The sequence below is a fragment of the Roseomonas alba genome (assembly GCF_019430885.1).
In the GTDB taxonomy this organism is placed as follows: Bacteria; Pseudomonadota; Alphaproteobacteria; order Acetobacterales; family Acetobacteraceae; genus Neoroseomonas; species Neoroseomonas alba.
The window spans coordinates 60,497-85,908 of record NZ_JAHYBZ010000002.1 but is presented as its reverse complement, the minus strand read 5'-3'; the positions used below and the strand labels follow the sequence as shown (position 1 = coordinate 85,908).

Here is a 25,412-nt window from a genome sequence, read left to right as displayed (position 1 = left end):
ATGACCGACCCCGACCCGCCGCGCCCCACCCCGACCGTGCTCGACCTCTTCCTCGTCTACGGGAAGATCGGGCTGATCGGGTTCGGGGGCATCAACGCCTGGGCCCGGCGCGTCCTCGTCGAGGAAAAGCGTTGGCTGACCGACCAGGAATACGCCGAGACACTCGGCCTGGGGCAGGTGCTGCCCGGCCCGAACGCCCTGAACGCGGCGATCATGGTAGGCGACCGCTTCCACGGCACGGCCGGCGCCATCGCCGCCCCCGTCGCCATGTTCGGTGGGCCGCTGGTGCTGCTGGCGGGCCTCGCGACCTTCTACGACGCCTACGGCCAAGTGCCGCTGGTCAAGGGCATCCTCGCCGGCATCGCCGCAGCCGCGGCGGGGATGGTGATGGGCACCGCGGCCAAGATGACCGGGAAGATCCGCCCGCCCCCGTCCCTGCTTGCTGTCGGGCTCTGTTCCCTGGTCGCGGCGGGCATCTTCCGCGTGCCGCTGCCCTGGGTGGTGCTCGGCCTCGGGCCGGTCGGCGTTGCCTGCGCCTGGCGGGTGCTGCGGTCGTGACGCCGACCATATTCTGGCAACTCGTCTTCGGCTTCGGAGCGATTTCCCTGGTCTCGGTCGGCGGCGGCATCGCCGTGCTGCCTGAGATGCACCGCCTGGTGGTCGAGGTGCATGGCTGGATGTCGGATGCCGACTTCGCCCGCCGGTTCGCCCTCGCCCAGGCCGCGCCGGGACCGAACGTATTGGTCGTCGGGCTGTTCGGCTGGCATGTCGGTGGCGTCCTCGGGATGCTCACCGCGGTAATGGCCATGACGCTGCCGACCTCGCTGATGGCCTTCGGCTTCTCCCGGCTGCGCACGCGCCTCGCCGGCCGCTTCTGGCTGCGGGTCTTCGAACGCGGGCTGGTGCCCGTCGCGGTCGGGCTGATCGCGGCCTCGGGCCTCATCCTCGCGCAGGGTGCGGCCATCAGCTGGATCGCCGTCACGCTGACGGTCTGTTCGACGCTGTTCGTCTGGCGCACCGACTATTCGCCACTCTGGATACTAATCGGCGGGGCCATCGTCGGCGCGCTGGTGCTGTAGATGGCGCGCAGCGGCCGGCTGCTCGCCCTGATGCAGTCCCTGCGCCGCCGCCGCCGGCCGGTCAGCGCCGCGACGCTCGCCGAGGAACTCGGCATCTCGCCGCGCACCGTCTATCGCGACATCGCCACGCTGATCGCCCAGGGCGCGCCGATCGAAGGCGAGGCCGGAATCGGCTACGTCCTGCGCGCAGGCTTCTTCCTGCCGCCCCTGATGTTCGACGCCGAGGAGACGGACGCCCTGATGCTCGGGCTGCGCCTGGCCGCCGGCCGCGGCGACGCAGCCCTCGCCGAGGCCGCCGAGAACGCCCTCGCCAAGATCGCCGCCGTCCTCCCCTCCCCCCAGCAGGAGGCCGCGGAGGACAGCGGCCTGGTCGTCGCCCGCCACAGCGGCGCCGGCGCGCCCCTCACCGCCATCCGCCAGGCGCTGCGGGAGGAACGCAAGCTCCGCCTATCCTACAGCGACAAGAAGGCCAGCGCGACGGAGCGCGTGGTCTGGCCGGTCCTCATCGGCTTCTTCGAAGCCAGCGAAGTGCTCGCCGCCTGGTGCGAGCTGCGCAGCGACTTCCGGCACTTCCGGCTGGACCGGATCGCGACGGCCACCGCGCTGCCCGAGCGCATGCCGCGGCGCCGGCGCGTGCTGTTGGCGGAATGGCGGGCGCTGCAGGAGGATTGATGGCCGGAATGGAGGCCGACTCATCTCTGCGGTTCCCCGGCCGATAGCTTGCCCTGTCCTGCGCTGTGGAGTTGGAGGGGCGTTGCCCCATGCGCGCGACGATTAAGGCGCGGCGGGCGATCGGAGAGGGGCGCCGCCCCTCTCCGAACCACACCCCGCCAAGTGCTTGGAGCACTGGGAACGCAATCTTCTGGCGCCGGGCGCAACGGGTATTTGGCCCCCGCCGAATGCCCTTTGGTGCGCAGGAGCGGGTCTCGGCACCATTCTGCCGGCGGCGCCTGGCGCCAGGTGACGGTTCCCAAAGGCCTTGGGCCTTTGGCGGGTGGGGGTTCGGGGGAAGGCAGAGCCCTTCCCCGATGCACCATTGCCCCACTCTTCGCGCGCCTGGCAGAAGCGACGCCGAAGCCCGCATTTGCGCCCGCAAGGTGTTTCGATGGGGAACACGACCCTGCCGCCCGGCGCCTATAGTCTGCGGTCCAGGTGCTCGAAGCACCTGGCGGGGTGGTCCGGAGGGGCATCGCCCCTCCGGTTCCTACCGGGGGGTTATCAGCGGGCCCTTCGTGTCCATGCAGGCACCATACCGGGGTAACAGCACGCCCCCTCCATTGACCCGCTCGGCCCCATGATGGTTCCTCATGCCATGCGCGTCCCGGATCTCGACCTCGACCTGCTACGCGGCTTCGTGACCGTCGCCGAGCGGGGCGGCTTCACCGCCGCCGGCACGGCGCTCGGCCTGACGCAGTCCGCCATCAGCCTGAAGGTGAAGCGGCTCGAGGAGATCCTCGGCAAGCGCGTGCTGGACCGTGGCGGTCGCGGCGTCGCGCTGACGCGGGAGGGCGAGACCCTGCTCGCCTACGCACGGCGCATGCTGGCGCTGAATGACGAGGCCGTGCGGCGGATGATCGCGCCACCCGTCACCGGGCGGCTGCGGCTCGGCGTCGCGGACCATTTCATCCCGCGCAACCTGGCGCCGGTGCTGGCGCGCTTCACGCAGGCCTATCCCGAGGTGCGGCTGGAAGTCGAGGTCGGCCGCAGCCATGAATTGCGCGCGGCCATGGCGGATGGCGCGCTCGACCTGGTGCTCGGCAAACGGCGCGACGGGGAAACCGAGGGCCGCCCACTCTTCACCGAAACCATCGTCTGGGTCGCCGCCCCGGGCTGGGAGCCGCCGACCGACCGACCATTGCCCATCGCGATGCTGCCGCAGGGCTGCATGTTCCGCGACCGCGCGCTGGCCGCCCTGGCACGCGCGGGCTTGGCCTTCGAGGTGGTGTTCACCTCGGCCTCCCTGCCCGGCGTCGCGGCGGCGGCGCAGGCGGGCTTCGCGACGACGGTGCTGGGCCGCACGGGGCTGCCGCCGGGGCTGGAGGAACGGCCCGGCCTGCCGGACTGCGGCACGGCGGAAATGTGCCTGTTCGGCGATGCTGAGGGGCGCTCGGCGCTGGTCGATCCGCTGATCGGCTTCATCCGCGACAGCGTCGCGCTGGCAGGGTAGTCGCGGCGGCGGGACGCATCCCGCCGCCGAAAGCGCACAGCGTCAGTGCTGCGCCCAGGGGGTCCGTTCCCACAGGGTGCGGTAGCCCTCCTGCAACCCGCGCAGGCGGGTGAACCAGGCCTCGCCATCCTCGAAGCCGGGTTCGGTGAAGCGGGTCTGCAGGATGCGGGCGAATTCCGGGTCCTTCGCCGCATCGGCCATGGCCTCGCGCAGCTTGGCGAGGACCGCTGGCGGCGTCGCCGCCGGCGCCACCACGCCGCGTTCCGACCCCATCACCACGTCGATTCCAAGTTCCTTCAGCGTCGGCACCTCGGGGCGGAAACGGCTGCGCGTCGCGCCCGCCATGGCCACCGTGCGCAGCTTGTCCGGATTGGCGGAGACGGGGCCGAGATTGAGCCCCAGCACATCCACCTGCTTGCCGAGGATCGCGGTGAAGAGCTGCGGATCCCCCTGGAAGACGACGTGGATGAAGCTGGTGTTGGTCGCCTTCTGCATCAGCACCAACAGCAGGTGGTCGTCCGTGCCGACGCCGGTCGAGGCGAAGGTCACCTGGTCCGGCCGTGCCCGCGCGGCGCCGAGGATGTCCTCCATGCTCCGCCACGGGCTGTCCTGATGCACCGTGATGGCATTCGGATCGGTGACGAGATTCGCCACGCCCGCGAAATCCGTCACGTTGAACTGCGCGCGGCGCTCGATGGGGATGGTCAGCAGCCCCGGCATGTTCGTCGTGCCGAGCGTATGCCCATCCGGCCGCGCCCGCGCGACGGAAGCGAGCGCGACTTCGCCACCGGCACCGGGCCGGTTCACCACCACGACGGTGCCGCCCAGGCGCTTTTCCAACAGCGGCGCGATCGCCCGCGCATCGAGATCCGTCGCACCGCCCGGCGTGAAGCCGACGACGAGTTCGACCGGCCGATCCGGGAACCGGTTGGTCTGGGCCAGCGCCGGCGCGATCCCGGGCGCGGCGAGGGTTGCGGCAATCAGGCTGCGGCGGGTGATGGTCACGACGTCTTCCCTTCGTTGCTTTCGATCCACGCCATCAGGCGCTTCAGCCCTTCTTCCATCTCGACCTGCGGCTTCCAGCCGATGGCCTTGAAGGCTTGTTCGTGCGCGATGCGGAAGGCGCCGCCCGAGGTCAGGCGCACCTTGCCCGGCGTGTCGCCGACGAATTCCGGTTCGATGCCGCTGCCCGCGAGCGCGGTGACCATCTTCACCAGTTCGAGCGTCGTCACCGGCCTGGGGCCCGAGGTGTTGACCGCGACATCGGTCGCATCGGCCTCGAAGGCCATGCGGTTCGCGCGTGCCAGGTCACCGACATAGACGAAGTGCTTGGTCTCCGACCCGTCGCCATAGACCTGCGGGCGTTCGCCCTTCTTCACCTTGTCCCAGGTCTCGATGATGTAGAGCGCGTTCGCCGCGCGGTAGTGCTGCCGCTCACCATAGACGGTCGAGTAGCGCAGCACGACATAGTCCAGCCCGAAGCGGCGCTTGGCGTCACGGCAGAGCTGCTCGCCGATGATCTTGGTCGCGCCATAGAGGATCGCCGCCGGCGGTGCGCCCACCGAGAAGAACGGCGTCTCCTCCACCAGATCGCCCTTCACGCCGGGTCCATAGCCATAGACGGCATTCGACGACGCGAAGACGACCTTCTTCACCTTGTTCGCCCGCGCCGCCTCCAGCGCGTTCTGTACGCCGCGGACATTGACGTCCAACCCGCCCCAGGGATCGCGATCCATGTTCAGCGTCATGTAGGCGGCGAGCAGCAGCGCCCCGTCGCAGCCTTCCATCGCGCGCAGCAGGTCCGGCAGGCGCATCACGTCGCCGCGCACGGTCTTCAGCCGCGGATTGTCCCTGATATGCGCGATGGCCTGTTCGGAGCCCATCGAGAAATTGTCGAAGAGCACGACCTCGGACGCGCCGGCATCGAGCAACTCGGCGGCGGTGGCGGAGCCCACGAGGCTCGCCCCGCCCACGATAATGAATTTATGGCCGGCGACCGGCACCGCGGCAGTCATGCGCGTTCGAATCCCTCTCTCGGACGATTTCCCGGCCGGGATGATCGCGCGGGATCGCCTGCCCGGCTAGGGGGCCACCGGGCCTCTCCCATTCCCGGCCTTGCCACTGGATGCCAGCCCGCGCAGGCTTGGCCGCATGCGTCTCGCAGTTCTCGGGGCCGGGGCGATCGGCCCGGCGACAGCGGCCCTTGCGGTCAGCCGTGGCCACGCGGCGGTCCTGTGGTCGCCCTCCGGCGCCGGCACGCGGGGCCTGGATGGTATCTTGCATGCCGAGGGCGTGCTGGAGGGAACCTTTCCGGTCACCGTGGCGGCGACGTTGGAGCAGGCCTTCGCCGGTGCCGATGCCGCCCTGCTGACAGTGCCGGCCTATGCCTTCCCCGTGGTGCTGCCCCGCATCGCCGCGGCGATCCCGAAGGATCTCCCGCTGCTGATCGCACCGGCAGCGTCGCTGGCGCCGCTTGCCGTCGCACGACTGCGCGGGCCCGGCGCGCCGGTGGGCGCCATGGCGACCACGCCGCTGACCGGGCGCCGGCTGGCGCCGGACCGGGTGCGCGTCGCCGCCATCCGCGCCGAGGCCGAGATGGGCGCCCTGCCCGGCCCCGCGGCGCCACAGATGGCCGCACTGGCCGAGGCGCTGTTCGGCAATCGCTGGCCGACCGTGCCGGATGCGCTGGCCGCCGCCTTCATCAACGCCAATCCCATCGCCCATGCCGCGCTGGCGCTGGGCAATGTCACCCGCATCGAGAAGCAGGAGTCCTGGGGCCAGTATGGGCTGATGACGCCTGCGGTCTGCCGGCTGATGGAGGCGCTGGGCGCGGAGCGTGACGCGCTCGCCGCACGCTTCGGCCACAGCCCGCCGAGCGTCGCCGAGAACCTGCATCGCACGAACGGCGTGCCGCACGGCCCGCTGCACGAGATGACCGCGGCGATCGAGCGCGGCCGCGGCTCCGTCGCCGGCCCGACCAGCATGGAGACGCGCTACGTCACCGAGGACGTGCCCTATGGCCTGGCCTTCTACCTCGCGGTCGCCGCGGCCATCGGCCAACCCATGCCCGTGACCGAGGGCACGGTCACGGTGCTGGAAACCCTGTGGGGCCGCGGCCTGCGCGAGAATCCGCTGCTCGATGGCCTCGATCTCGCGCGGCTGCCGGACCTGCTCAGTCGAGGCTGATGTTCAGCGGCGCGACGACACGCTGCCAGCGTGCCAGGTCATCGCGCATCAGCGCCCCGAAGGCGGCGGGATCGCTTGGCGCCGGCGTGGCGCCGAGGCCATCCAGCCGTTCCCGCAGCGCGGGTTCCGCCAGCGCCCGGGTGAAGGCCTGCTGCCAGAAGGCGATGGCGGCCGGCGGCGTGCCGGCGCGCACGGAAAGCCCGGTCCAGATGCTGGCGGTGAAGCCGGGCACCGCCCCCTCGGTCAGGGTCGGCACGTCGGGCAGGCTGGGGAAGCGTGTCGCGCCCGTCGTCGCCACCACCTTCAGCGCTCCGCCGGAGAAGCCCAGCACCGAGGGCACCGAGACGAACATCAGCGCGATGCGCCCCGCCAGCAGGTCGTTGAAGGCCGCCGCCGCGCCGCGATAGGGCACGTGCTCGACGTTCAGCCGCTCGCGCGCTTTCAGGTCCTCCATGATCAGGTGCGTGTTCGTACCGATGCCCGTGGAGGCATAGGGCAGCGGAGCCGGCGCGGCCCGGGCATAGGCGATCAGCCCCGCGGCATCGCTCACCGGCAGGTTCGGGCCGGCCAGCAGCGCGACGGGGCTGTCCAGCAACTGCGTTACCGGGGTGAGATCCGTGTCGGGGTCATACGGCATGCGCCGGCCGATCGCCTTCGGGATGGTGGTCTGCCCGGCGGTGGCGAGCAGCAGCGACAGCCCGTCCGCCGGGCCGCGCGCCACCGCCTCCCCGCCCAGGATGCCGCCGGCGCCGGCACGGTTCTCGACCACCACTTGCTGGCCGGCGGCCTGGACGGATTGGGCAAACAGCCGCCCCAGCACGTCCTGCGATCCGCCAGGCGCGAACGGCACCACGAGGCGGACGGGACGGTCCGGCGTCCAGGCGCCCTGCGCGCGGGCAATGGCAGGCAGGGCGAGGCAGCCCAGCAGGGCGCGGCGGAACATCGGCATCGGCGGTCTCTCCGGTGGGGCGGCCATGCTTCCGTGCCACGGGGTCGACGGCAAGGATTCACGCGCCCGACGCGAAGGCTTCATTGCCCCGCCATGATGCGCGCGCTACCTGGGGCGCTTATGGAAGCCGTAGCCCGCGCCCCCGAGGAAGCCCTGAAGCCCCGCCGGCTGCGTCGGCGGTCGCCGCTGAACTTCCAACCCTGGATCCCCGGCGCCGCCTGGGCGGATGTGATGGAGCCCCGGCCGCTCGGCGGGCGCTTCCGGGCGGTGCGCCGCATCGCCGCCGCCTTCCTCTGGACGCTGATCGCGGTGCCGATCCAGGTCGTGCTGATCCGCATCCCGGGCCGCAGTTCGATCCGCTTCGCGCGGACCTACCACGCGATCCTCTGCCGGCTGATCGGGCTGAAGGTGCAGGTGGTGGGCAAGCCCGCGCCGGGAAGTTCGGTGCTGTTCGTATCGAACCATTCCTCCTGGCTCGACGTGCTGGTGCTGGGCTCGGTGCTGGAAGCGGCCTTCGTCGCCAAGGCCGAGGTCGGCCAATGGCCGATCGCCGGCACCATCGCGACCCTCGGCCGCACCATCTTCGTCAGCCGCACCCGTGGCGCGACCGGCAAGGAAGCCGAGGCGATCCGCGAGCGCCTGACCTCCGGCGGCAGCATCATCCTGTTCCCCGAGGGCACCTCGAATGACGGGACGCGGGTGCTGCCCTTCCGGTCCTCCTTCCTCGCCGTGGCGCAGGACGCACAACAGGTGCAGCCGGTCTCGCTGGTCTATGACCGGCTCGGCGGCCTGCCGGCCTGCCGGCGCGACCGGCCGCTGTTCGCCTGGTACGGCGACATGGACATCGCCTCCCATTTCTGGCGCATCGCGCGACGCACCGGCGCGCGGGCGACGGTGCTGCTGCACGAGCCGGCCGACCCGAAGGCCTTCCCGGATCGCAAGGCGCTGACGGCGGCGACCAGCGACGTGGTGGCCGAAGGGGCCGCCCTGCTGCGGCAGAACCGGCCGGTGGCGCCGCTGCGGATGAACATGCCGGGGTGACGGCGGAAAGGGCCCGCAGGCGGGATTTTGTGCCGACGGCGTTCAGAACTGCATGGTGAGGTTGGGCAATGGGAGGGGCCCTGCCCCTCCAAACCACGCCGCCAAGGGCCCAAGGCCTTTGGAAACCGTCACTTGGCGCCGGGCAGAACGGGCAATCCATGCTTTCCCGGCGCGTTCTCTGTGCATGGGCTGCTTTCGGCACTGGGCCCGCCAGTCGCATCCGGCGCCAGGTCGAGGTTTGCAAAGGCCTTTCGGCCTTTGCCGGGATGGGTTCGGGAGAGGCAAAGTCCCTCCCGAGGCGCCATCCCGCCATGCCCGGCCGCGCGTGACCCGACGCTCACCCGCCCCGCGCGACATCACCCGGGATGTCACGCAGGAATGCTTGACCCGGGCTCGACCGGCCGGTCACGCTTCAGCTCATGAAGACCCGCTTCGGAGTCCCCGTCGCTTGACCCGCGTCGCTGCGGTGCGCATCTCCCCCGCCAGCCATGGCCGCCCTGTTGGCGGCCAGGCCGGCGGAGCCTGACCCGAATGACCGACAGCACGACCCCTCGGAAGCGCCTTCTGATCCGCACCTGGGGCTGCCAGATGAATGTCTATGACAGCGCCCGGATGGCGGATGTCCTGGCCCCGCTCGGCTATGCGCCCACCGAGGAGGCGGAGGAGGCCGACATGGTCATCCTCAACACCTGCCACATCCGGGAAAAGGCGACGGAGAAGGTGTTCTCCGACCTCGGCCGGCTGCGCGAGGCCAAGCAGGCCCGCGGCGGCGACATGGTCATCGCCGTCGCCGGCTGCGTCGCCCAGGCCGAAGGCGCCGAGATCACCGCCCGCGCCCCCTGGGTGGACATCGTGCTCGGCCCGCAATCCTATCACCGCCTGCCGGAGATGGTCGCCCGCGCCTCCCGCGCCGCCGGCGCGGTGATCGAGACCGAGTTCCCGCCCGAGGACAAGTTCGACCACCTGCCCGAGACCACGGCGCCCCAGGGCGTGACGGCCTTCCTGACAGTGCAGGAGGGCTGCGACAAGTTCTGTTCCTTCTGCGTCGTGCCCTACACACGGGGATCGGAATATTCCCGCCCCGTCGCGGCCCTGGTCGCCGAGGCCGAACGGTTGGTGTCCCTGGGCGCGCGGGAGATCACCCTGCTCGGCCAGAACGTGAATGCCTGGCATGGCGAAGGGCCGGATGGGGGCCCCTGGACGCTTGGCCGCCTGATCCGCCGGCTGGCGGAAATCGAGGGCCTCGCCCGCATCCGCTACACCACGTCCCATCCGCGCGACATGGATGACGACCTGATCGCCGCCCATGGCGATACCCCGGCGCTCATGCCCTTCCTGCACCTGCCCGTCCAATCGGGCTCCGACCGCGTGCTCAAGATGATGAACCGCGGCCATACGGCCGACGACTACCGCCGGCTGGTGGACCGCCTGCGCGCGGCGCGACCGGACCTCGCCCTGTCCACCGACATTATCGCCGGCCACCCCGGCGAATCCGATGCCGACCACGCCGCAACCTTGGCGCTGATCCGCGATATCGGCTTCGCTCAGGCCTTCTCCTTCAAGTATTCCGCCCGCCCCGGCACGCCCGCCTCGACCATGGCCGGACAGGTGGACGAGGCGGTCAAGGACACGCGCCTCGCCGAAATCCAGGCCCTGCTGCGCGACCAGCAGACCGCCTTCAACCGCTCCCGCGCCGGCATGCTGGCCGAGGTGCTGGTCACCGGCCCGGGGCGCCATCCCGGCCAGATGGCGGGGCGCACCCCCTGGCTGAACCCGGTGCATTTCGATGGGCCCGCCGATCTCGCCGGACAGGTCGTGCCGGTGCGGATCCTCGCCGGGCACCCCAATTCTCTGACCGGGGCGCTTGCCGCCCCCCACAACGCCGAGCCCAGGGAGAGACCGGCCGCTTGAGCAACACCCAGACCATCGCCCTTCGCGCCACCGATACCCGCAGCGACGCCGAGCGACGCTCCGTCACGCTGCAATTCGACGACAACGTCCTGTTGCCCCTGCTCCATGGCGAGCATGACCGGCACCTGGCCCGGATCGAACAGGTCCTCGGCGTCAGGCTCTCGTCACGGGGCAACCGCATCGCCATCTCCGGTGGCGCGGATCGGACCGAGATGGCAGAGGCGGCGCTGCTGGCGCTGTGGAAACGGCTGGAACGAGGACAACACGTGGGAACAGCGGAGGTCGAAGCGGCGCTGCGCCTGGCCGAGGGCGGCGCCGAGCAGGGCGAACCCCGCCTGCCGCTGCGCGACCTGCCGGCCATCCGCACCCGCAAGGGAGCGATCGCCCCGCGCTCCCCGGCCCAGGGCGCCTATATCGAGATGCTTGCCCAGCGCGAGATGGTCTTCGGTGTCGGCCCGGCCGGCACCGGCAAGACCTATCTGGCCGTCGCGCAGGGCGTCGCGCTGCTGCAGACCGGGCGGGTCGATCGCATCGTGCTGTCGCGCCCGGCGGTCGAGGCCGGCGAGCGCCTCGGCTTCCTGCCCGGCGACATGAAGGAGAAGGTCGATCCCTATCTCCGCCCGCTCTACGACGCGTTGAACGACATGCTGCCACCCGACCAGGTGGCCAAGCGCATCGAGCGAGGCGAGATCGAGATCGCCCCCCTCGCCTTCATGCGCGGCCGCACGCTCGCCCATTGCTACGCCATCCTGGACGAGGCGCAGAACACCACCCCCGCCCAGATGAAGATGTTCCTCACCCGCATGGGCGAGGGGTCGCGCATGGTCGTGACCGGCGACCCGACCCAGGTGGACCTGCCCGCCGGACAGCCTTCGGGGCTGATCGAGGCGCTGCGCATTCTCAATGGCGTGGATGGGATCGGTGTCACGCGATTTGCGGAGCGGGATGTGGTAAGGCATCCGCTGGTGGCCCGGATCGTCGCCGCCTATGGGCAGGCCGACGAGCAGAGTCGGGCGAAGAAGGAGAAGTATGGAACCGGGAAGTAGCCGTCCCGGCCGTGGTCGTGTTGCGCATGATCAGGCTGGGCTTCGGAATGGGTCACAGGAGGTGTCGGACATCTCCGTGATCCTGGCGGCGCCGGGCTGGCGCGCCGCCGTCAGGCAGCCCGAGGCGCTCGTGCGCCGGGCCGCGGAGGCCGCCCTGCGCGAAGCAGGCGCGACCGGCATGGTCACCGTGCTGCTCACCGACGACCGGTCGGTCAAGCAGTTGAACGGGCAGCACCGTGCCAAGGCCAAGCCAACCAACGTCCTGTCCTTCCCCGCGGGCGTACCCGGCCAGCTCGGCGATGTCGCGCTGGCGTTGGGGGTCGTGCGCCGGGAGGCCCGCGATGCCGGCCGGCGGACCGCCGATCACCTCGCGCATCTGGTCGCCCATGGCGCCCTGCACCTGGCCGGGCATGACCACATCCTCGCCGGCGAGGCCCGCCGCATGGAGCGCGCCGAGGCCCGCGTGATGCGCCGCCTCGGCCTGCCCAATCCGTGGCGAGGTGTGACGTGACCCCTTGCCATCCTTCCCCTGGCGGATCGCGGCCCCGCCGCGATCCGGGAGCGCACAGCGCGACCGCGCCCAACCCGCCCGTTGCCGCCGATGCAGCAGTGCATGGCGCGAAGCCAAGCCGCACGGATATGCGGCGCCCGGCGTCCGAAGGCATGAACACGTGAGCGATCCGGGTCACAAATCCGGGCTGTTCTGGAAGCTGCACAGCCTGCTGCGCCGCAAGGAGGCGGAATCCGTCCGCGACCGCGTCGGCGAACTGATCGAACGCGGCGAGGATCACGGCGCCACCGACGAGGACGAGGATGGCGACCTCGACACCCATGAGCGTGCCCTGCTGTCCAACGTGCTGCGGCTGCAGGGCACCACGGCCTACGACGTCATGGTCCCGCGCGCCGACATCATGGCGATGCCGGAGGACTTCACCCTGGAGCAGGCGATAGGCCTGATCCAGAAGGACGGGCACAGCCGCTACCCTGTCTATCGCGAAAGCCTCGACGACATCGTCGGCATGGTTCACATCAAGGACGTCTTCGCCGCGGTGGGCAGCGCGGAACCCTTCAACCTGAAGGCGATCCTGCGCAAGCCGCTCTTCGTCGTGCCGTCCATCCCGGTGCTCGACCTGCTGCTGCAGATGCGCCAGCAGCGCACGCACATGGCGCTCGTGGTGGACGAATACGGCGGCATCGACGGTCTCATCACCATCGAGGACCTGGTCGAGACTATCGTCGGCGACATCTCCGACGAGCATGACGAGGACGCCGCGCCGCACATGACGGACCGGCCGGACGGGACGATCGAGCTCGATGCCCGCACGCCGATCAAGGCCTTCGAGGAAAAGCTCGGCCCGGTGCTGACCGACGAGGAACGCGCCGCCGACATCGACACGGTGGGCGGGCTGGTCTTCACCCTCGCGGGCCGCGTGCCGGCGAAGGGGGAGCTGATCTCCCATCCCTCGGGGCTCGAGTTCCGCATCCTCGACGCCGACCCGCGCCGCATCCGCCTGCTACGGGTGCGGCGGCCGGGGAGCGAACCGCAGCGGGCGGCGGCGGAATAGGCGGCCGGGGCCGCCGTTTCCGGCTCGAGGAGGGAAGTTGGAGGGGCGCTGCCCCTCCCAACTACCTCCCCATCGGGGTTCCGTTGACCTTGCTCTGCAATGCCAACGGGTGCCGCTGGTGCTGGAGCACCTGGAGCGCCGTCCTTGGGCATGCGGCACGACAGGCGCTTTCAACCCACCAGGCGCGCTTTGCGCACCAGTGCAGGTCGCGGTGCCATCCCGCCAGCGACGCACGACGCCAAGGTGAAGATTGCAAGGGCGCTACAGCCCTTGCGGAGAAGAGTCCGAGAGGGGCCGAGCCCCCCCTCGCGACCAACGCGGAGCAGGCCGTACTCAAGACGACGCTGGTCGGTGATGGTGCTGAGAATGGCGCGGGCATCACACACCTTTCGGCCCTACGACCTGCCTGTCGCGCCCAGCACCAAGTGGAGGTTTCCAAAGGCCTGTCGGCCTTTGGTGGGGTCCGGGGAGGGGCAAAGCCCCTCTCCGGTCTGCCTCCGCCAGAACGGACACGCCTTCACCGCGTCATTGTTCACGCCTTGCGCCCTTGAGCCCCTCCCCCAAACCAGCCATCAAACACTCCCCGGTTCCGGGGGCGTCGTCCTGGCTGACGTCCTGCCCCCTCCCCGCCACCCTCCGCCAGTTCAGGACCGCCGCCACATGTGGGAACGCTTCCTTGCTCATCTCGCCACGCGGCGCGGATGGCGGTTGTGGGTGACGGCGGCCGGGCTGGGGGTGCTCGCGGCGCTCGCCCTGCCGCCGGTGCATGCGGTGCCGGTGCTGCTGGTCTCGATGCCGGGGCTGCTCGCGCAGATCGGGGCCGCGGCATCCTGGAAGCGAGCCTTCTGGGTCGGCTTCGCCTGGGGCTGGGGGTTCTTCGCGGCCGGGCTCTACTGGGTCACCTATGCCATCCTGACCGATGTGGCGCAGTTCTGGTGGCTGGTGCCGATCGCGGTGCCGGCCATGGCATTGCCGCTCGCGCTGTTCGTGGCGGGGCCGGCGGCGCTCGCCTGGACCGTGCGGCCGGGCTGGCCGCGCGTGCTGGCCTTCGCCGGCGCCTTCGTGCTGTTCGAGATGCTGCGCGGCTTCGCCTTCACCGGCTTCCCCTGGAACCTGCTGGGCACGGTCTGGGCCTTCGGCGCCCTGCCGATCCAGGCCGCGGCCTGGATCGGGGTGCATGGGCTGTCGCTGGCGACGGTCATCATCGCGGCGACGCCGTTGCTGGGGCGGCGGGCGATGCTGGGCGGGGTTGCCGCCCTGACCGGTTTCGCGCTGTTCGGGCTGGTGCGCCTGTGGCCGGCCGAACCGGCGCCGCAGCCGGTCGGGCTGCTGATCGTCCAGGCCAATGTGGCACAGGAGGTGAAGTGGCGGCAGGACCAGCGCGTGCCGATCCTGCGGCGCTACATCGACACGACCCGGGAGGCCGCCCTCGCGGCGCTGCGCGAATTACCGGAGGACCAGACCCTGGTCGTCATCTGGCCGGAGACGGCAGTGCCGTTTCTCGTCGCCGATGACCCGGATGTGCGCCAGCTCATAGCGGGCGCATTGCCCCAGCGCGCCATATTGCTGACCGGAACGGTGCGGGCGGAGTTCGGGCCCGACCGCCGCGTGGCGCGCGTCTTCAACAGTCTGGTCGCAATCGACCCGGCCGGTGAGGTGCTGGGTATCTCGGACAAGGTTCATCTGGTGCCCTTCGGCGAATACATGCCCCTGTCGGGGCTGCTGCCGATCCGATTGGTGCAGGGCGGCATGGATTTCACGCCCGGCGAAGCCCTGCGGGCGGTCCGTGCAGGCCCCTTGCCGCCCTACGGAGGGTTGATTTGCTACGAAGTCATATTTCCCGCTGCGGTTGTGCCGTCGGAACGACCGGCCTGGCTGGTCAATGTGACCAACGATGGCTGGTTCGGAATCTCGGCGGGCCCCTGGCAGCATCTGGCGGCGGCACGGTTGCGCGCGGTCGAGGAAGGTCTTCCGCTCGCCCGCGCCGCCCAGACCGGAATTTCCGCGGTTTTCGATGCCAGAGGGCGGGAAGTGGGGAGCGTCGGGCTGGGTGAGACGGGCGTGTTGCGGGCGCCGCTTCCGGCACCGCGCGCGCCAACGCCGTTCGCCCACTTTGGGTTGTGGATCGCGATAATTCTATCGGCCGGCACCTTCGCGTCCGGGTGGTGGAAGCGGAAGATCTAGGTTAGCGGAACGTTAAAATTCATATTCGACCACATGCACAGGGCGTCTCAAAAAATGAGAATAAGAAAAAGAGTTGACGAAAAGTGAATGAGAGCCTACTCGTGCGACAGGTTGGGGCTGCAACCGGCGCAATCGCGACGGGAGAAGGTTAATGACGGACGCAGCAGCGGAGGTTGTCATGTCGAGCAATGAGACGATGGAGCGGGTCGAACGCGAACACCGCGCAAGCCCGATCGACGTCCATGTCGGCACGCGCGTGCGGCTGCGCCGCACCCTTCTCGGCATGAGCCAGGAGAAGCTCGGTGAGGCGCTGGGCCTGACATTTCAGCAGATTCAGAAATACGAGCGTGGCGTGAACCGGATCGGCGCGAGCCGCCTGTTCGACCTCGCCCGCGTGCTGGATGTGCCGATCGGATTCTTCTTCGACGACATGTCGCCCGAGCTCGGCGGCAATGCCGCGACCCGGTCGCGCGCCGCGGCCTTCGGCTTCGCCGAGGGCCAGGAAGGCTTCGAGGACGACACGCTGCATCGTCGCGAGACGCTGGAGCTGGTCCGCGCCTACTACCGCATCACCGATCCTTCGGTGCGCAAGCGCGTCTTCGACCTGATCAAGACGCTCTCGCCGAACGAATAATCGCCGACGGCGCCTGTCGGATCGCGGCCTCGCCGCGACCCGGAGCGGAAGGTGGGTCGCATCCAGGCGTCCGGCAGTCCCCGGCGCCTTCCAGTGCCCGTCCTCCGAGGGGATCAGGCCAGAAGGCCATCCACCATCGCGCGGTCGGGCGTGGCCCCATCCCGCGCACGCAGCGCCCCAGCCGCAGAGGCGAAGCGCATCGCCCTTTCGACCGGCATGCGCTCGGCCATGGCCAGTGCATAGGCACCGTGGAACACGTCCCCTGCCCCGGTGGTGTTGGTCGCCTCGACCGGAAAGGCGGGCGTCCGCTCCGCCTTGGCTGCACCCCGGGTCAGCCACAGCACGCCCTTTTCGCCCTGGGTCACCGCGGCGACCGTGACGGGTCCCGAAGCCAGGGCGCGGCGCAGCCCCTCCTCCGGCTCGCAGCCTGGTGCGAAGTTGGCAAGGCCGGGGACCGAGAAGATCGCGTGGTCCACCCGCGGCACCAGATCGACCAGGATGCGAGTCTCGCTGCGTTCGCCATCCAGCACCACCGGCACGCCGGCTTGCCGCGCCGCAGCCGCGGCGGCCGCGACGCCTTCCTGCCAGCGCGGGTCGCAGCACAGCGCCCCGGCGTCCTTCAGCCGGTCGAGCGGCAGCCATGACGGATCGGTCCCGAGTCCCGCCCCGCGGAAGGAAATGATGGTCCGCTCCCCGCGCGGATCGACCAGCACCGCGCCGACCGGCGTCCGCCCGCCCGGCACGCGCCGCAATCCGGTCACGTCCACGCCTTCCGCCGCCAGCGCCTCGGCGAGCGGCTCGCCATTCAGGTCATCCCCGATGCGGCCCCAGAAGGCGGCGCGCCCGCCGAGGCGCAGCGCGGCGATGGCCGCATTGGCCGCCATGCCCCCGGGCCCGATGCTGTAGGATCGCGCAGCGATCTTGGCGGGCGGTTCGGGTATGTGCTCGACCCGGAAGGTATGGTCAGCGACGACGTTGCCGAGGCAGATGACGAGAGGTGGTACCGACATGATGCGTGGCAGACTCCCACGCCCACCCCTCCCCCGCCAAGCACCCCCCGACATCGCCGCCCGCATCCTGCTGCTGCGCGATGACCTGATGGTGCTCAACAAGCCGGCGGGGCTACCCGTGCATCGCGGCCCACGCGGCGGCGCCTCGCTCGAGGACTGGCTGGAACCGCTGCGCATGGGCAAGCGTCACCTGCCGCAGCCGGCGCATCGGCTCGACACCGACACGGCGGGCTGCCTGGTGCTCGGGCGCACCAAGCCGGCCCTGGCGACGCTCGGCGCGGCCTTCGCCGGCGGCCGCGCGCACAAGACCTACTGGGCTGTCGTACGCGGCGCGCCGACCGAGGATGCCGGCCTGATCGACCGGCCGTTGCGCAAGGTCTCCACCCGCGCCGCCGGGTGGCGGATGGAGGTGCATCCCGAGGGCCAGCGCGCCGTCACACGGTTTCGCGTGCTGGGGCGCGGCGATGGGGTGACCTGGCTCGAACTGCGCCCGGAGACCGGGCGGACCCATCAGCTCCGTGTGCATTGCGCCGCGATGGGCTGGCCGATCCTGGGCGACCCGCTCTACGGCCAGGCCGCGTCGGGGGGGCTGCATCTGCTGGCGCGGGCGATCCGGCTGGACATCGACCCGCCGGCGGAGGCAGAGGCGCCCGTGCCGGATGCCATGACAGCGGCCCTGTCAGCGATCAGTGGGGCGCCCGCCCGGCCGAAGTCGTGACGGGCCATGGGACCCGAAGGCCTTCGTGACCAGGCGCTTCGGGCAAAGGATTGGAGGGACGCTGCCCCTCCAATCCACCCCGGCAAAAGCCGAAGGGACTTTGCAAACCTCCCTTTGGTGCCGTGCGCCGCGGGCAGACGGAACGCCGAAGCCCGCCCTTGCGCCCGAAACGCGCCGGGAGGGCCTGGAGCGGCTCTCCCGCCCGGAACCAGCAGATTGCGGTCCAGGATGCCCCGCATCCTGGCGGGGTGGCTCGGAGGGCAAGCGCCCGCCCCGATCTTCGCCCACGGAAGCAGACGGGTCGTCAGGGCCGCCTGTGCGGGGCGCCATGCACGTTGCCTTGCATCGGTGACGCAGAGCACGGCCCCTCACGATTCCACGCCGCGGCACCAGGGTTTGCGACGCGGAGAAGGCGAACCTCTCACTCGCTCGCCTGCGCCACCTCCGCCGGATGCCGCTCCATCCCCTTCTCCAACACCAGCTTCTGGTGCGGATACGGGATTTCGATGCCCAGTTCGTCGAAGCGGCGCTTGATCCGCCGGTTCAGCTCGCGGGCGATCGCCCAGCGCTGGGAGGGGTCGGTCTTCAGCCGCACGCGGATCACCACGCCCGAATCCGCCAGCCGCTCGACGCCGAGGATGTCGAGATCATCGCGGATCACCGGCCGCCACTTCACATCCTCGCGCAGTTCGGCGGCGATGCCCTTCAGCACCTCTGAAACGCGGTCGGTGTCCTCGCCATAGGCGATCGACACGTCGACTACCGCGAAGGCGAAGTCGCGGGTCATGTTCGTCACCGTCGTCACGGCGCTGAAGGGAATGATGTGCAGGCTGCCATCCATCGCCCGCAGCTTGATGGAGCGGATCGACAATTGCTCGACCACGCCGGACAGCCCACCGACCTGCACCACGTCGCCGACCGCGACTGCATCCTCGAACAGCAGGAAGACGCCGGTGATGACGTCGCGCACCAGCGTCTGCGATCCGAAGCCGATGGCGATACCGACGACACCGGCACCGGCGATCAGCGGCGCGACGTTCACCCCGATCTCGGTCAGGATGATGAAGGCGACGATCACCAGGATGGTGATCAGCAGCGCCGTGCGCAGCATCGGCAGCAGCGTGCGCACGCGCGCGCTGCGCGCCGCCTTGGCGTCGCGGGACAATTGCAGCAGGTGGCGCTGGATCGCCGCATTGGCAGCCTCCCATGCCGCCATGGCCGCAAGGATGGTGAAGCCGATCGACGCCAGCGATCCCATCAACCGGCTGCCGAGCTTGCCCTGGCCGAACCAGGAGAAGGCCTCAAGCCCCCAGACTTCGAGCAGCAGCAGCACCGCGATGAAGCCAATGAAGGCCGACAGCATGCCCTTCAGCACGGGCAGGTAGCGGTTGGCCCGCTCCTCCAGCCCCGGATAGCGGCGGGACAGATCGGGGCTGATGCGGAAGGCGCGCTGCAATGCCCGCCGCATGCCCATATCCACCAGGCGCGATCCGACCAGCACCAGCAGCGTCAGCAGGGAAACCCGGGCGAGCCGCCAGAAGCCGCCCTGCACTTCCAGCGCCCAGACGCCCCAGGCCGCGATCAGCCAGGCGATGGCGAGGAAGTGCCAGATCTCGGCCGCGCGGTCGCGCAGGTTGCGCAGCAGGCGGCGGCCCGGTTCGACCTCCTGACCTTCCGGCAACGGCGGGGCGCGCAGGGCATCCGACACATGCGTGCGGTTCTGCAGGATGACGATGACGAGGAAGAGCGTCACCAGCAGCGCGCAGACGCGCAGGATCGAATCATAGGCCGACCAGGGCAGGCCGAATTGCAGCCCGGCTTCCGCGACCGCGTAGCCGAACACCATGACCAGGGTGATGCGGCGCAGCCAGACGGTGATGTAGGCGGCCGTCTCATCGCCCACCGGCAACAGGCGCAGCATCGGCGAGGCCGGCGAGAGTGCCATGCGCGACGCCACCATCACGGCCCGCGATGCCATGTAGGCGTTGTTCACCGTCAGCATGACGAGCTCGGTGGTGGGCAGCGGCTGCACCGCCCCAATCAGCCCGTAGGAGACGACGGCGAAGGCCCCGATCGGCAGCAGGTCGAGCCCGAGCCGCGCAATGACCAGCGGCACCTTGCGCAACCAGGACCAGGCTTCGCCTTCTTCCGGGGCGCGGGAATCGAGCTTCTCCCGGGTCCGGGTCAGGGCCCGCGACACGCCCCACTCGCACAGCAGGCCGAGGCCGAGCACCAGGGCAAGCTTCCAGGCGGCGTCGATGACGCGGAACTGCGTGACCGGATCGCGCGCCATGGAGGACAGCCAGGCGAAGAGCGAGGGCAGGTCGGCGACGGCGCGCACCGTTGCGACCATCTGCTCGGACAGCGCGGTGAGGCGTTGTGAGGCGCCCTGCAACAGCTGCGCCCCAAGGGTGTTCGGCGCGAGCAGTGCCTCCACCGCCTGGGCCGGCGATGCCGGCGCTGCCGGGGTCGCGGGCGCGGCCGGCGCGGGGGCGGGAGAACCCGCCGAAGCGGGGGCGGCGGCCGTAGAGCCTGTCTCCGCGGCCGGCGCGACGGTGCCCGAGGCCGCGGTCAGCGCCTGCAAGGTGCGGATCAGTTCAGCGCGCCGCGCGTCGTCCTGCAGCAATCGCAACAGGCGTTCGGCCTCGCCGCCCGTGGGGGCTGCGGCGGCGGGGGCCGCAGGGGTCGGACGAGACGCGGCCGGTTGCGCCTGGGCCGGCTGTGGCGTCCCGGCCGCGCTGCGCGGCGGTGTCGGCTGGCGGGCCGGACGGGGCGGGGCGGGTGTGGCGGGAGCCTCGACAGCCGGTAGCGGCTCGGGCTCCTCGACAGGCGCACCCTGCGCGGCGAGCCGCGCCGCCGGCAGCAACAGAAGCACACACAGGATCGGGAGGAGGCAGCGCCGGATGCCAGTCATGCGCGCAGGGACCCCAGAGTGACGCTCCGGGTCAAGTCGTCCCTGCCCGGTTGCCGATCCTTCGGCCCCGGTCCAGCATTGCAGCGCAGCATGACCCAATCCCCTTCCGTCTGGACCGTGATGTTCGCCCTGCTCGGCGTGCATCTTGCCGGCATGGGCGTCTTTCTCGCCGTCCCCGTCCTGGCCCCTGCGATAGCGATCGAAGCAGGCATTCCTGCGGCACTGGCCGGGGTGCATACCGCCCTCGTCTACGCCGGCGCCCTGGTGTCGGGGCCGCTGACCGGGGCCTTCATCCACCGTTTCGGCGGGATTCGCGTGCTCCAGGCGGGGCTGACCGTCTGCGGCCTGGCACTGGTTCTTTCGATTCTGGCGCATCCGGTAGCGCTGGTGGTCTCGGCATTCGCCTGCGGCATGGGTCATGGCCCGGTAACGCCGGCAGGGAGCCATCTGTTGGCGCAGAAGGCACCTGCCAACCGGCGCTCCCTGATTTTCAGCCTGAAACAGTGCGGCGTGCCGGCCGGGTCCATGCTGGTCGCCGCCATCACGCCAGTGATCGCGGCCGTCTTCGGTTGGCGCGCGGGTATCCTTGCCGTCGCGGCGCTGCTGGTTGCAATGGCGCTGGCCTTGCAGCCGTTGCGCCGGCCACTCGATGCGGAACGTGACCGATCCGCGCGCCTGGGCAGTCTCGGCGCGGCCTGGGGCGCGGCGCTGGGCAGCCTCGCCATCCTGCGGGAGGTGGCGGCGTTGCGCCGGATCACCGTCATGGCGGCGCTCTACGGCGTGTCGCAATTCTGCTTCTCGGCCTTTTTCGTCGTGTTCCAGGTGGAAGCGCTCGGCGTGGGACTGACCGAAGCCGGATTCCGCCTGGCCCTCGCCCAGGGGGCCGGGGTGGCGGGACGCGTCGGTTGGGGGTTGCTTGCCGACCGGATAGGGGCCTGGCCGGTGCTGATCGGGTTAGGCCTGGCCACGGCTGCGTCGGGCGTCGCGCTGCTGCTGGCCGGGCCGGACTGGCCGGGGGTGCTGGTGGCGCTCGCCGGCATGGCCATGGGGGCGACGGCGATCGGCTGGAACGGCGTCTTCCTGGCCGAGACGGCCCGACTCGCCCCTACCGGCAGGGTCGGGGCGACCACGGCGGCGACAGGCTTCGTCTTCGGGGCCTGCATGCTGGTCGGGCCGCCCGCCTTTTCGGCGCTGGTGCAGGCCTCGGGCGGCTATGGTCTGGGATTCGGGCTCTGCGCGCTCACGGCCCTGGCCGGCGCGGCCCTGGCGCATGGTGGCAGGGCTGTTGCAAGGCCGTGAAAGGGCCTAGGTAAAGGCCATGATCACGGTGCTCACCATCCTGGTCGGGCTGGCCATGCTGGCCACGCTCGGCGTGCTTCTCGCTGGCGTGCTGGGCATGTCGGGGGGGAAGGACGGGTCGCGGCGGTCCAACCTGCTGATGCGATGGCGCATCGGCCTGCAGTTCCTGGCCCTGGCCCTCTTCGTCATCCTGCTGAGCCTTACGAGACATTAGCGTGCCGCGTGTGGCGATGGCGCTGGCCCGCACCCCCACCCGGCGGCCCGGTTCAGTGTACCGTTATCGGGCGGCCGGGCGGGGATGCTGGCCGGCATCGCCCGAATCCGCGGGGAACCAACCAGTCCCAGCCTTGCCCTGACCTCGCGGCCCCCGTATTTTCCGGCCCTACCGCACGGTCGGTTTTCACGCTCTATCCAAGAAGGCACACGGTCGAACGATGAAGGTCCTCGTCCCCGTCAAGCGGGTGGTCGACTACAATGTTAAGGTTCGCGTGAAGGCGGACGGCACGGGCGTCGAGACGGCCAACGTCAAGATGTCCATGAACCCGTTCGACGAGATCGCGGTGGAAGAAGCCGTGCGCCTGAAGGAGAAGGGCGTCGCCACGGAGATCATCGCCGTCTCCGCCGGCCCGACCGCGGCGCAGGAGCAGATCCGCACCGCGCTCGCCATGGGGGCCGATCGCGGCATCCTGGTCGAGCATGACGGCGTGCTGGAACCGCTCGCGGTCGCCAAGCTGCTCAAGGCGATTGTGGACAAGGAAGGCCCGACGCTGGTCATCCTCGGCAAGCAGGCGATCGACGACGACATGAACGCGACCGGCCAGATGCTGGCCGCGCTGCTCGGCTGGGGCCAGGGCACCTTCGCCTCCAAGATCGAGAAGGACGGCGAGACCCTGAAGGTGACGCGCGAGGTCGATGGCGGCCTCGAGACCGTCTCGCTCAAGCTGCCGGCGATCGTCACGACCGACCTGCGCCTGAACGAGCCGCGCTACGCGTCCCTGCCCAACATCATGAAGGCGCGCAAGAAGCCGATCGAGACGGTGAAGCCGGCCGATCTCGGCGTCGACGTCACCCCGCGCCTGACCGTGCTGAAGGTCGAGGAACCGCCGAAGCGCGTGGCGGGCAAGAAGGTCGGCTCCGTGCAGGAGCTGGTGGAGAAGCTGCGCACCGAAGCGAAGGTGATCTGATCATGGCCGTGCTCGTTCTCGCCGACCACAAGGACGGCGCCGTCACCCAGCCGACCCGCTCCGCCGTCGCCGCCGCGTCCAAGCTGGGCGAGGTGCATGTGCTCGTCGTCGGCGAAGGGGTGGCCGCCGGCGCTGCCGCCGCCGCCAAGCTGCCGGGCGTGGCAAAGGTGCTGACCGGGCCGGAAGGGCCGGTGCTCGCCGAGCCGCTCTCCGCGCTGCTGGTCGCCCTCGCGCCGGGCTATTCGCATCTGCTCGCGCCGGCCTCGGCGCAGGGCAAGAACGTGATGCCGCGCGTCGCGGCGCTGCTCGACGTGCAGGTGCTGTCCGACATCTCGGGCGTGGTCGATGCCGATACCTTCGTGCGGCCGATCTATGCCGGCAACGCGATGGCGACGGTGAAGTCGGCCGATGCGAAGAAGGTGATCACGGTCCGCGCCGCCTCCTTCGACCCCGTGGCCGCCGAGGGCGGGTCCGCCCCGGTCGAGGCCGCCGCCACCGCGGCCGATCCGGGCCTGTCCACCTTCCTCGGCGCCGAAATCGTGAAGTCGGAGCGCCCGGAACTGACCGCCGCGCGCATCGTCATCTCGGGCGGCCGCGCAATGGCCAATGCCGAGAACTTCAAGATCCTCGAAGCCGTGGCGGACAAGCTGGGTGCGGCCGTCGGTGCGTCCCGCGCCGCGGTCGATGCGGGCTATGCGCCGAACGACATGCAGGTCGGCCAGACCGGCAAGATCGTGGCCCCCGAGCTCTACATTGCCGTCGGTATCTCCGGTGCCATCCAGCACCTGGCCGGCATGAAGGACAGCAAGGTCATCGTCGCCATCAACAAGGACGAGGAAGCGCCGATCTTCCAGGTCGCCGACTACGGCCTGGTGGCCGACCTGTTCAAGGCGGTGCCGGAACTCGAAGCCGAACTGTCGAAGTGATGTCTTGAAGACCGGCTTTCGCGGCCGGTCTTCCAGTGCCAAAGAAACTATCGGAACGGGGGGAGAAGGCACCTTCTCCCCCCGTCTTTCATGTCCACCGAGGAGGTCCCATGGCTGAAATCGCGAAGGTCGGCATCATCGGCGCCGGTCTGATGGGCAACGGCATTGCGCATGTCTCCGCGCTCGCCGGGCTGCCCGTGGTGCTGATGGATGTGCAGCAGGCGGCCCTCGACAAGGCGCTCGCCACCATGTCCGGCAACATGGACCGGCAGGTGAAGAAGGCCATCATCACCGCGGAGGACAAGACCGCCGCGTTGGGCCGCATCACCACGGTCACGACGAACGACGCCTTCGGCGATTGCGACATCGTCATCGAGGCCGCGACCGAGAACGAGGCGCTGAAGCGCAAGATCTACGACGCGCTGCTGCCGAAGATGAAGGCGGACGCGATCCTGGCGTCGAACACCTCCTCCATCCCCATCACGCGCCTGGCCGCCGCGACCGACCGCCCGGCCCGCTTCATCGGCATGCACTTCTTCAATCCCGTGCCGATGATGAAGCTGGTGGAGATCATCCGGGGCCTCGCCACCGACGACGCGACCTGCGCGGCGGTCGAGGCACTGGCGCGCAAGCTCGGCAAGACGCCGGTTCCCGCCGGCGACTGGCCGGGCTTCGTCGTGAACCGCATCCTCTGCCCCATGCTGAACGAGGCGATCCAGGCGCTGATGGAAGGCGTCGGCGATGTGAAGGCGATCGACGAGGGGATGAAGCTCGGCGCCAACCACCCGATGGGGCCGCTGGAACTGTCGGATTTCGTCGGCCTCGACACGTTGCTCAGCGTGATGAAGGTGCTGCACGAGGGGCTGGGCGATCCGAAGTACCGCCCCTCGCCGCTGCTCGCGAAGTATGTGGAAGCCGGTTGGCTCGGGCGGAAGTCCGGGCGCGGCTTCTACGACTACTCGACCAGCCCGCCCACGCCCACGCGCTGACGATGCTGCGGCGGGGAAGGCAGGCGCCCTCCCCGCTCGCCGCTCAATGGGCCGCGGCCAGGGTCAGCTCGGCGACGCCCGCAGCGATGTTGAGACCGACATTGCCCTCGACGCTCAGCGGCTGGAGCGTGATGCCGCGGCCATTGCCACCCGTGAGGATGTTCGCATCCACCCCCACGCCGACCGTCGCACCAGCGGCCACGCCGGCATAGGTGCCGGCGAGCGCGGCCACAGCCGGCGCATTGTCCGACGCCAGCACACTCCAGAGCATCACGGCCGAATGGGTGAAGCCGAGATCGACGCCGTAGCGCTTGATCTCGCCGGTGTAGCGCTCGGCCTGGCCCCGCACCGGGCTGTAGACGCAGCTGACGTTGCGGGTGGATCCGAAGACGAAGCTGACGCCGGGACCGACGTCGCAGCGCAGCGTTCCCGCGCGCAGCCTGCCGGTCAGCGTGTCCTGGAGGTTCGGCCCGTTCGGCGATTGGGCGAAGGCCGGGGCGCCTGCGATCAGGCTGAGGCCGATCAGCGAGGCGAAGCGGAATCTGGTGGTCATCGGAGAGGTCCTCATGCGGTGGTCAGGGCGGCCCGTGGGCCTGCGCCTGGGTAGCGC

The 25,412-nt window shown here is 70.2% G+C and carries 24 protein-coding genes; 18 read left to right on the top strand and 6 right to left on the bottom strand.

Translation table 11 applies throughout. The annotated features are described in order from the left end of the window. From KPL78_RS04830 to KPL78_RS04815, 4 genes are all read left to right on the top strand, one after another. On the top strand, nt 1-558 hold the full coding sequence (locus KPL78_RS04830; protein ID WP_219761790.1) for a chromate transporter: 558 nt from the start codon (nt 1-3) through the stop codon (nt 556-558). Continuing rightward, entirely contained in the window at nt 555-1,079 is a 525-nt protein-coding gene (locus tag KPL78_RS04825; RefSeq protein WP_219761789.1) for a chromate transporter, read from the top strand. Before KPL78_RS04830 ends, KPL78_RS04825 begins: the two co-directional genes overlap by 4 nt. Beyond that, nucleotides 1,080-1,751, top strand: coding sequence for a helix-turn-helix transcriptional regulator (locus KPL78_RS04820; RefSeq protein ID WP_219761788.1), 672 nt, complete (start codon nt 1,080-1,082; stop codon nt 1,749-1,751). Nucleotides 1,752-2,391: 640 nt separating this feature from the next. Continuing rightward, entirely contained in the window at nt 2,392-3,246 is an 855-nt protein-coding gene (locus KPL78_RS04815) for a LysR family transcriptional regulator (RefSeq protein WP_219761787.1), read from the top strand. A gap of 42 nt (nt 3,247-3,288) precedes the next feature. Here the strand turns inward: KPL78_RS04815 and KPL78_RS04810 are convergent, their stop codons facing one another. Next, entirely contained in the window at nt 3,289-4,251 is a 963-nt protein-coding gene (locus tag KPL78_RS04810) for a Bug family tripartite tricarboxylate transporter substrate binding protein (RefSeq protein WP_219761786.1), read from the bottom strand. After that, nucleotides 4,248-5,261, bottom strand: a complete 1,014-nt coding sequence (locus tag KPL78_RS04805) for an NAD-dependent epimerase/dehydratase family protein (RefSeq protein ID WP_219761785.1) — start codon at nt 5,259-5,261, stop codon at nt 4,248-4,250. The genes KPL78_RS04810 and KPL78_RS04805 overlap by 4 nt, the downstream gene beginning before the upstream one ends. Nucleotides 5,262-5,397: 136 nt before the next feature. On the opposite strand from KPL78_RS04805, the gene KPL78_RS04800 reads away from it, so the two are divergent. Next, nucleotides 5,398-6,432: an NAD/NADP-dependent octopine/nopaline dehydrogenase family protein gene (locus KPL78_RS04800; protein ID WP_219761784.1), complete on the top strand. Its 1,035-nt coding sequence runs from the start codon at nt 5,398-5,400 to the stop codon at nt 6,430-6,432. Here the strand turns inward: KPL78_RS04800 and KPL78_RS04795 are convergent. Next, nucleotides 6,419-7,381 carry a Bug family tripartite tricarboxylate transporter substrate binding protein gene (locus KPL78_RS04795; protein ID WP_219761783.1) on the bottom strand — a complete coding sequence of 321 codons (963 nt, stop codon included), beginning with the start codon at nt 7,379-7,381 and terminating at the stop codon, nt 6,419-6,421. The two genes, KPL78_RS04800 and KPL78_RS04795, sit on opposite strands and share 14 nt — an antisense overlap. A gap of 120 nt (nt 7,382-7,501) precedes the next feature. Here KPL78_RS04795 and KPL78_RS04790 point away from each other — a divergent pair, with 120 nt between their 5' ends. The 7 genes from KPL78_RS04790 to KPL78_RS04760 all read left to right on the top strand — a co-directional run bounded on the left by KPL78_RS04790 (nt 7,502) and on the right by KPL78_RS04760 (nt 15,762). Beyond that, nucleotides 7,502-8,422, top strand: coding sequence for a lysophospholipid acyltransferase family protein (locus KPL78_RS04790; protein ID WP_219761782.1), 921 nt, complete (start codon nt 7,502-7,504; stop codon nt 8,420-8,422). Nucleotides 8,423-8,953: 531 nt separating this feature from the next. Continuing rightward, nucleotides 8,954-10,333: a tRNA (N6-isopentenyl adenosine(37)-C2)-methylthiotransferase MiaB gene (gene miaB, locus KPL78_RS04785; protein WP_219761781.1), complete on the top strand. Its 1,380-nt coding sequence runs from the start codon at nt 8,954-8,956 to the stop codon at nt 10,331-10,333. A 14-nt stretch (nt 10,334-10,347) separates the two neighbouring features. Then, a complete protein-coding gene (locus tag KPL78_RS04780) occupies nt 10,348-11,379 on the top strand; it encodes a PhoH family protein (RefSeq protein WP_219762516.1) in 1,032 nt (343 codons plus the stop codon). 61 nt (nt 11,380-11,440) lie between these two features. Continuing rightward, nucleotides 11,441-11,890, top strand: coding sequence for an rRNA maturation RNase YbeY (gene ybeY, locus KPL78_RS04775; RefSeq protein WP_369412635.1), 450 nt, complete (start codon nt 11,441-11,443; stop codon nt 11,888-11,890). Nucleotides 11,891-12,050: 160 nt separating this feature from the next. Beyond that, nucleotides 12,051-12,944 carry a hemolysin family protein gene (locus tag KPL78_RS04770; protein ID WP_369412634.1) on the top strand — a complete coding sequence of 298 codons (894 nt, stop codon included), beginning with the start codon at nt 12,051-12,053 and terminating at the stop codon, nt 12,942-12,944. Between the two features lie 660 nt (nt 12,945-13,604). Next, nucleotides 13,605-15,128 (top strand): apolipoprotein N-acyltransferase, encoded by a 1,524-nt coding sequence (lnt, locus tag KPL78_RS04765; RefSeq protein ID WP_219761779.1) that lies wholly within the window; start codon nt 13,605-13,607, stop codon nt 15,126-15,128. A 178-nt stretch (nt 15,129-15,306) separates the two neighbouring features. Further along, nucleotides 15,307-15,762, top strand: a complete 456-nt coding sequence (locus KPL78_RS04760) for a helix-turn-helix domain-containing protein (protein ID WP_219762514.1) — start codon at nt 15,307-15,309, stop codon at nt 15,760-15,762. Between the two features lie 113 nt (nt 15,763-15,875). Here the strand turns inward: KPL78_RS04760 and KPL78_RS04755 are convergent, their stop codons facing one another. Further along, nucleotides 15,876-16,772 carry a PfkB family carbohydrate kinase gene (locus tag KPL78_RS04755; RefSeq protein WP_219761778.1) on the bottom strand — a complete coding sequence of 299 codons (897 nt, stop codon included), beginning with the start codon at nt 16,770-16,772 and terminating at the stop codon, nt 15,876-15,878. Between KPL78_RS04755 and KPL78_RS04750 the strand changes: the two genes are divergently transcribed. Beyond that, nucleotides 16,771-17,490 carry an RluA family pseudouridine synthase gene (locus KPL78_RS04750; protein WP_369412633.1) on the top strand — a complete coding sequence of 240 codons (720 nt, stop codon included), beginning with the start codon at nt 16,771-16,773 and terminating at the stop codon, nt 17,488-17,490. The genes KPL78_RS04755 and KPL78_RS04750 overlap by 2 nt on opposite strands. A 421-nt stretch (nt 17,491-17,911) precedes the next feature. Here the strand turns inward: KPL78_RS04750 and KPL78_RS04745 are convergent, their stop codons facing one another. Next, complete coding sequence (locus KPL78_RS04745) at nt 17,912-20,404, bottom strand: mechanosensitive ion channel family protein (protein ID WP_219761777.1); 2,493 nt, start codon at nt 20,402-20,404, stop codon at nt 17,912-17,914. Nucleotides 20,405-20,494: 90 nt separating this feature from the next. Here KPL78_RS04745 and KPL78_RS04740 point away from each other — a divergent pair, with 90 nt between their 5' ends. The 5 genes from KPL78_RS04740 (at nt 20,495) to KPL78_RS04720 (ending at nt 24,802) form a co-directional block, all read left to right on the top strand. Next, nucleotides 20,495-21,703, top strand: coding sequence for an MFS transporter (locus tag KPL78_RS04740; protein ID WP_219761776.1), 1,209 nt, complete (start codon nt 20,495-20,497; stop codon nt 21,701-21,703). A gap of 19 nt (nt 21,704-21,722) precedes the next feature. After that, on the top strand, nt 21,723-21,917 hold the full coding sequence (locus KPL78_RS04735) for a twin transmembrane helix small protein (protein WP_219761775.1): 195 nt from the start codon (nt 21,723-21,725) through the stop codon (nt 21,915-21,917). A gap of 220 nt (nt 21,918-22,137) precedes the next feature. Further along, nucleotides 22,138-22,887: an electron transfer flavoprotein subunit beta/FixA family protein gene (locus KPL78_RS04730; RefSeq protein ID WP_219761774.1), complete on the top strand. Its 750-nt coding sequence runs from the start codon at nt 22,138-22,140 to the stop codon at nt 22,885-22,887. A 2-nt stretch (nt 22,888-22,889) separates the two neighbouring features. After that, nucleotides 22,890-23,813 carry an electron transfer flavoprotein subunit alpha/FixB family protein gene (locus KPL78_RS04725; protein WP_219761773.1) on the top strand — a complete coding sequence of 308 codons (924 nt, stop codon included), beginning with the start codon at nt 22,890-22,892 and terminating at the stop codon, nt 23,811-23,813. A gap of 110 nt (nt 23,814-23,923) precedes the next feature. Continuing rightward, nucleotides 23,924-24,802: a 3-hydroxybutyryl-CoA dehydrogenase gene (locus tag KPL78_RS04720; protein ID WP_219761772.1), complete on the top strand. Its 879-nt coding sequence runs from the start codon at nt 23,924-23,926 to the stop codon at nt 24,800-24,802. A 43-nt stretch (nt 24,803-24,845) separates the two neighbouring features. Here KPL78_RS04720 and KPL78_RS04715 read toward each other — a convergent pair whose 3' ends face one another. After that, entirely contained in the window at nt 24,846-25,355 is a 510-nt protein-coding gene (locus KPL78_RS04715; protein ID WP_219761771.1) for a DUF992 domain-containing protein, read from the bottom strand. Nucleotides 25,356-25,412: the final 57 nt, after the last annotated feature.